Origin of the sequence: Aeromonas sp. HMWF017, from assembly GCF_003061465.1 — a bacterium.
Lineage (GTDB): Bacteria > Pseudomonadota > Gammaproteobacteria > Enterobacterales > Aeromonadaceae > Aeromonas > Aeromonas veronii.
On sequence record NZ_QAJD01000178.1, the window covers coordinates 1 to 5997 of the forward strand.

Consider the following 5997-nt stretch of genomic DNA (forward strand, 5'->3'; position numbering starts at 1 on the left):
CCTGCAACGAGATGGTGAAAAACGGCGAGCTGAAAGCCCCCATCGTCATTGGCCGCGACCATCTGGATTCTGGCTCGGTGGCGAGCCCGAACCGCGAGACCGAGTCGATGATGGATGGCTCCGATGCCGTCTCCGACTGGCCGCTGCTCAACGCTCTGCTCAACACCGCTGGCGGCGCGACCTGGGTCTCCCTGCACCACGGCGGCGGGGTCGGCATGGGCTTCTCCCAGCACTCCGGCGTGGTGATCGTCTGCGACGGCTCCGATGACGCGGCCCGCCGCGTCGGTCGGGTGCTGCGCAACGATCCGGCCACCGGGGTGATGCGCCACGCGGATGCCGGCTACGAGATTGCCATCAACTGTGCCCATGAGGCGAAACTGGATCTGCCGATGATTGACGGCGCCAACGGTGTCAAAGGAAAGGTGTAACACCATGTTTGAATTGACTATTACTCCGGGCAAGCTGGATCTTGCCACCCTGCGCCGCGTCAGCCGCGAGCCGGTACATATTTCACTGGATCCGGCCGCCCTGCCGGGGATCCACGCCTCCGCTGCCGTGGTTACCAAGGTGATAGAGCAGAACCGGGTGGTGTATGGCATCAACACCGGCTTTGGCCTGCTGGCCAACACCCGCATTCCGGTGGAGCAGCTGGACGAACTGCAGCGCTCCATCGTGCTCTCCCATGCCGCTGGCATCGGCGAATACATGGATGACGCCACCGTGCGATTGATGATGGTACTCAAGCTCAACTCCCTGGCGCGGGGCTTCTCCGGCATCCGGCTGACGGTGCTTGAGGCCTTGATGACCCTCATCAACGCCGAAGTCTATCCGGTAGTGCCGAAGAAGGGATCCGTCGGTGCCTCCGGCGATCTGGCGCCGCTGGCTCATATGAGCTGCCTGCTGATCGGGGAGGGCAAGGCTCGCCACAAGGGCGAGCTGATCGGCGCCGCTACTGCGCTGAAAATTGCAGGCCTCGAGCCTATCGCGCTGGCGCCCAAAGAAGGATTGGCGCTGCTCAACGGCACTCAGGCGAGCACCGCCTTCGCGCTGGAGGGGCTGTTCCACGCCGAGGATCTGTTCGCTGGTGCCATCACCATAGGTGCCATGAGTGTGGAGGCTGCGCTCGGCAGTCGCCGGCCGTTCGATGCCCGCATCCACGAGGTGCGTGGTCAGCGTGGCCAGATCGACGCGGCCGCCTGCTACCGCCACCTGCTGGTGGATGGCAGCGAGATCGGCATGTCCCATCACAACTGCGAGAAGGTGCAGGATCCCTACTCATTGCGCTGCCAGCCGCAGGTGATGGGCGCCTGCCTGACCCAGATCCGCCACGCCGCCGAGGTGCTGGTGTGCGAGGCCAACGCGGTCTCCGACAACCCGCTGGTGTTTGCCGATGACGAGGAGATCCTCTCCGGTGGCAACTTCCACGCCGAGCCGGTGGCCTTCGCCGCCGACAATCTGGCGCTGGCCATTGCCGAAATCGGCTCGCTGTCAGAGCGGCGGATGGCGCTGTTGATCGACTCTCGGATGTCCGGTCTGCCGGCGTTTCTGGTCAACAACGGCGGGGTGAATTCGGGCTTTATGATCGCTCAGGTCACCTCGGCGGCGCTGGCCTCCGAGAACAAGACCCTGGCCCATCCCGCCTCGGTGGATAGCCTGCCTACGTCGGCCAATCAGGAGGATCACGTCTCCATGGCGACCTTCGCTGGCCGCCGGCTTGCCGATATGGCCGAGAACACCCGCGGCATTCTGGCAGTTGAACTGCTGGCGGCGGCACAGGGGCTCGATTTCCGCGCGCCGCTGCGCAGTACCGAGCTGATCGAGCTGGCCAAGGGACGACTGCGGACAGAGGTGAGCTTCTACGACAAGGACAGGTACTTCGCGCCGGACATCGAGGCGGCCGCCGCCCTGCTGGGCCGTGCCAGCTACAACGACCTGATCCCGGTCGGGGTACTGCCCAGCCTGTAAGCCTTGGTCACCCTTCTCTCCTGGCGGGAGAAGGGTTGGGGATGAGGGGGAAGCCGCTTCACTGGCGCCGGTGACCGCCGGGAGCAGATAACAAAAGACCGCCCAATCGGGCGGTCTTTGCGTTTCTGACGTTGGTTGAACGCGGTTATTCGTGTTCGAACATCAGGAACAGATAGACCACGAACAACACCAGATGGGTCGCACCATGGAGCACATTGGTGCGGCCGCTGCTGAAGGTCACTTTACAGACCATCAGGGTCGTGACCAGCAGCACCATATCGGCGGGGGAGAGGCCGAGGCGTACCTCCTGACCCAGCATGGAGCCGATAAAGAGCACGGCAGGTACGGTGAGGGCGATGGTGGCCAGCACAGAGCCGAAGTAGAGGTTCATTGCTCGCTGCAACTGGTTGTTGAAGGCGGCTTTGATGGCGCCGACTGCTTCGGGAGCCAGCACGATGCAGGCGACGATAAAGCCGCCCAGTGCGGCGGGCGCGTCCATGACATGCACCCCGTAGTTGATGGGGATGGCCAGGGTCTTGGCCAGCAGGATTACCACCAGCAGGTAGGCGAGCAGCAGGATGGTGTGATAGACGTTGCTCTGCAGCGGGCCGTGGTGCTCCTCATAATCCTCGTGATCGCTGTCGACGAAGAAGTGGCTGTGGCTGCGGGTCTGGATCAGCAGAAAGACCCCGTAGAGCAGGATCGAGATGATGATCAGCATCCACGACATGGCGCGCGACATACTGCCGATTGCACCGCCCTCGGTGAAGTTGGGCAGCACCAGACAGAGCAGGGCCAGCGGGATGATGGCCACCAGATAGGATTTGACCCCATCCAGATTGAAGCTCTGGGTGTGGTAGCGCCAGCCGCCAAACAGCAGGGTGAAGCCCACCAGACCGGTACTCACCAGCATCACTACCGCAAACATGGTATCGCGGGCCATGGTGGGGTTGGGCTCGCCGGTCAGCATTACCGAGGAGATCATCACCACCTCCAGCGAGATGACCGAGAGGGTGAGGATCAGGGTGCCGAAGGGCTCGCCCAGCTTGATGGCGAGGGCATCGGAGTGGCGCACCACCGAGAAGATGGCCCAGGTGACGATGGCCAATAGTGCCGCCGAAACAGGAAGATAGATCCCGAGCGGAGTTGTCTCTGTCAGCAGGTCACTGCCCAGGGTCTTGAAAAAGAGCAGGGTCAGCAGGCCAACGGGCAGGGCAATCTCTTGCCGGATAACTGTCTTCATAGGCAATGGTTCTCTATTTGGGGTCTTGACGACCGGATGACGTAAACAGGCTGCACGGTTATCGGTTGCGCAATAACCGGCTCCTTATGATAAAGGTTGTTATCCCCGTCAGGGCAGATCATTTTGTTGCTGAATGTAAATAAGGGGTGGCAGGAGGTGGTTCGATTTCACCATGGAGCCGGGCCCGGGTCTGCTGGGGGGCTTACCGGCCATCGGCACCTCTTTGGTGATGCCGAGCGTATAGCCAGGCCATTTCGCAGCCAAATCCTGCCATCTCTGTGTTAGCTGGCCTTCTGGTGTTGCAACTGCCACTCCCGTTGCCAGTGGGTCAGTATCTTCAGCGGCATGGGTTTGCCGAAGAAGTAGCCCTGGATCAGATAGACGCCGTGCTGGCTCAGATAGTCGACCTGCAGCTGGCTCTCGACCCCTTCGGCGATCATCTCCATGCCTGATTCCCGACCAAAGACGATGATGGCATCCAGTACGCTGCGCTTGAGGTCGTTGGTGCCTATGGTATCGACGAACATCTTGTCGATCTTGATCTGGCGGATCCCCAGGCTCTGCAGGTAGGCAAAGCCGCCGTAGCCGGTACCGAAATCATCCAGCTTGAAGTGATACCCCATCTGTTGCAGCAGGGTGATCTCCTCGGTGGCCGCCTTGATGTCGAGGATCGGCTTGCGCTCCGTCAGCTCGAAGGTGAGCCGGGTGGGTGAGGGGTTTTGGCTGTGAGCGAGCAGGGTGCGCAGCAGGGGCTGCTCGATATGGGCCGCCACCAGATTGACGCTGACCCACTGCTCCGGTGCCAGCTGCGGCAGGTCGGTGATCACCTGCTCCAGCAACTGTTCGGTCATCGGCAGGATCAGCCCCTGCTCCTCTGCATATTCGATAAAGGTGCCCGGGGGGATCAGCTCGTTTCCCCGCTGCCAGCGCAGCAGCGCCTCGAATCCCACCACTTGGTGGGTACGGGCATCCACTATCGGCTGGTAGAGGGGAATAAATTCCTTGCGGATCAACCCTGTTTGCAGCAGTCCCTTGAGGGAGCGCCGATAGCTGCGCAGCAGCCAGTATGTGACGCTTAACAGGGCACCGAGCGCGATACCGAACCAGAGACCGTAGTGATTGAGTTGGTCATGGGCATATTGCTCCAGCGCTTTTCCCGCCCAGACCGTCTGTTTGGTGAGTTCATTGGGATCGAAGAAACTGAGGCTGATATTGCTCTCTTCCTGTTTGATCTCCTGGTCGCCACGGGGGAAGTGGACTGTGCTTGCATCGGTATCCTGTCGGCTGAACTCCAGATAGAAGCAGTGGCTGCAGGGGTGTTGCAGCAGGTCGTGGCTCCAGCTGTTATCCAGCACCCAGTAGGCGAGGTTGTCGCCGGATTGGTAAAAGGCCACCAGCTCCTGCTCGGTATTGTATTTGGCCACGGTGGCGGTAATCCCCAACTTGCCAAACTTCTGCCCGCTGTTCTGGAGCTCTTTGATCAGCGGGATCTCCACCCCCAGGCTGGAGCAGCTGTTGCCGGAAGCGAGCTCCAACCCTTGCAGGCGGATATGAGCGCTGTAGAAGCGCGGATCGCGCAGCAGCTCCATGTCTTTGGCACCGCAGTTGAACTCAAATTGTGCCAGTTGTTTGTTGATGGCGGCATCCAGCTCCCGGTGGCGTACGGCCATGGCCCCCTTGAGCTCGGCAACCTTCTCTTCCAGCAGATGAAAGGCCATCGGCTTGGCAAACCACAGGCCGAGAAACTGGCTGCCCACGACAGGCAGGACGAACAGCAACAGAGCGATCCAGACGGGTGATTTACGCAAAGGAAGTACCTGCCAGTTTCATGAGACACAAATGGACTTTGCCATCATAGAGCATTAGTGCAATCAATTTGAGTCCGAGTTGTCACACTTGTTGATTGATTTTTTAACTACATGATTTTAAATGTGTTTATTATTAACTTTGGCTAGATTCAATCGCTGACCTGTCATAAATGACAATTGCTCAGCTTATCCGAACTGCATTAGAGTAGCCCTGCGGTTTGACTCACCGTGTGTTCAATACTCCTGTATCTGTTTTTTGTCAGTAGCACAGAGTGTTAGTTTTGATATGAGTGTTCCTTTTGGTCCCCTTTGAGGGACCATTTTTCTGTCTGTCATCCCGCCCTTTCCCGCATCTGTAGCCCGTCATCCTTGGTATTCTCCCTCTGCTTTGGGTTATGCTTGCCCGCTTAAATTGCAGAAGCGGGATCTTCATCCATAGCTGTGGCCCGATCGCCGCTGCTACCATGAGGCGACATGGATGATGCTGGGCATACGGAAAGGCGCATGAAACTCACTACACAGCTTGTCTCATTTATCACCCTTTGCGTGATCGCAGCCATGGCGACCGTGCTGATTGGCGGGGTGTTCAGCTTTCGCGAGCTGGGCATGGAGTTGCAGCAAAAGAAGGTCGATGCGCTGGTCGAAGTGATCGACAAGCAGCTCGATGTAGCTCACGACATGGAGGATATGAGCCACTGGCTGCCCACTCTGCTGCGGGCTGCCCATGTGGTCGAGCTGGAGGTGCGCCAGAATAACCAGCGGGTCTACTGGTTCCGCGATGTGCGCAATCCGGTCGATGAACAACTGCTGGTGCCATACAGCCACCCGCTGCCCCATCAGACCGGCATGCAGGCCAACTTCAAACTGGAGCGCCCCTTCAAGGAGGCGGAATACTCCATCAAGGCGATGTCCGGCATCTCGCTGGGCATTTTTATCGTGGTGTTCGGTCTCTGGTACTCCATCCGCTGGCTGCGCCAGCAG

Annotated in this window: 3 protein-coding genes and 2 pseudogenes; 3 read left to right on the top strand and 2 right to left on the bottom strand. The window is 59.6% G+C overall.

Going from position 1 to position 5997, the window contains the following annotated elements; translation table 11 throughout:
- Positions 1–428 (top strand): annotated as a pseudogene (locus DBR30_RS20040) (urocanate hydratase); the annotation flags it as partial.
- A 4-nt stretch (positions 429–432) separates the two neighbouring features.
- The gene (gene hutH, locus DBR30_RS20045; RefSeq protein ID WP_108539844.1) at positions 433–1965 is read left to right on the top strand and encodes a histidine ammonia-lyase; all 1533 of its coding nucleotides are present in this window, start codon (positions 433–435) and stop codon (positions 1963–1965) included.
- A gap of 145 nt (positions 1966–2110) precedes the next feature.
- Here hutH and DBR30_RS20050 read toward each other — a convergent pair whose 3' ends face one another.
- Together DBR30_RS20050 and DBR30_RS20055 are read right to left on the bottom strand one after the other, a co-directional pair.
- Complete coding sequence (locus tag DBR30_RS20050) at positions 2111–3208, bottom strand: calcium:proton antiporter (protein ID WP_005357691.1); 1098 nt, start codon at positions 3206–3208, stop codon at positions 2111–2113.
- A 281-nt stretch (positions 3209–3489) separates the two neighbouring features.
- On the bottom strand, positions 3490–5016 hold the full coding sequence (locus DBR30_RS20055; RefSeq protein WP_108539846.1) for an EAL domain-containing protein: 1527 nt from the start codon (positions 5014–5016) through the stop codon (positions 3490–3492).
- A gap of 504 nt (positions 5017–5520) precedes the next feature.
- Here DBR30_RS20055 and DBR30_RS22675 point away from each other — a divergent pair.
- A pseudogene (locus tag DBR30_RS22675) lies at positions 5521–5997 on the top strand (RNase E specificity factor CsrD); the annotation flags it as partial.

Bases quoted from the DNA above. Each gene is read 5' to 3' on its own strand.
- hutH (WP_108539844.1), top strand. From the start codon at position 433: ATGTTTGAATTGACTATTACTCCGGGCAAGCTGGATCTTGCCACCCTG.
- DBR30_RS20050 (WP_005357691.1), bottom strand. From the start codon at position 3,208: ATGAAGACAGTTATCCGGCAAGAGATTGCCCTGCCCGTTGGCCTGCTG.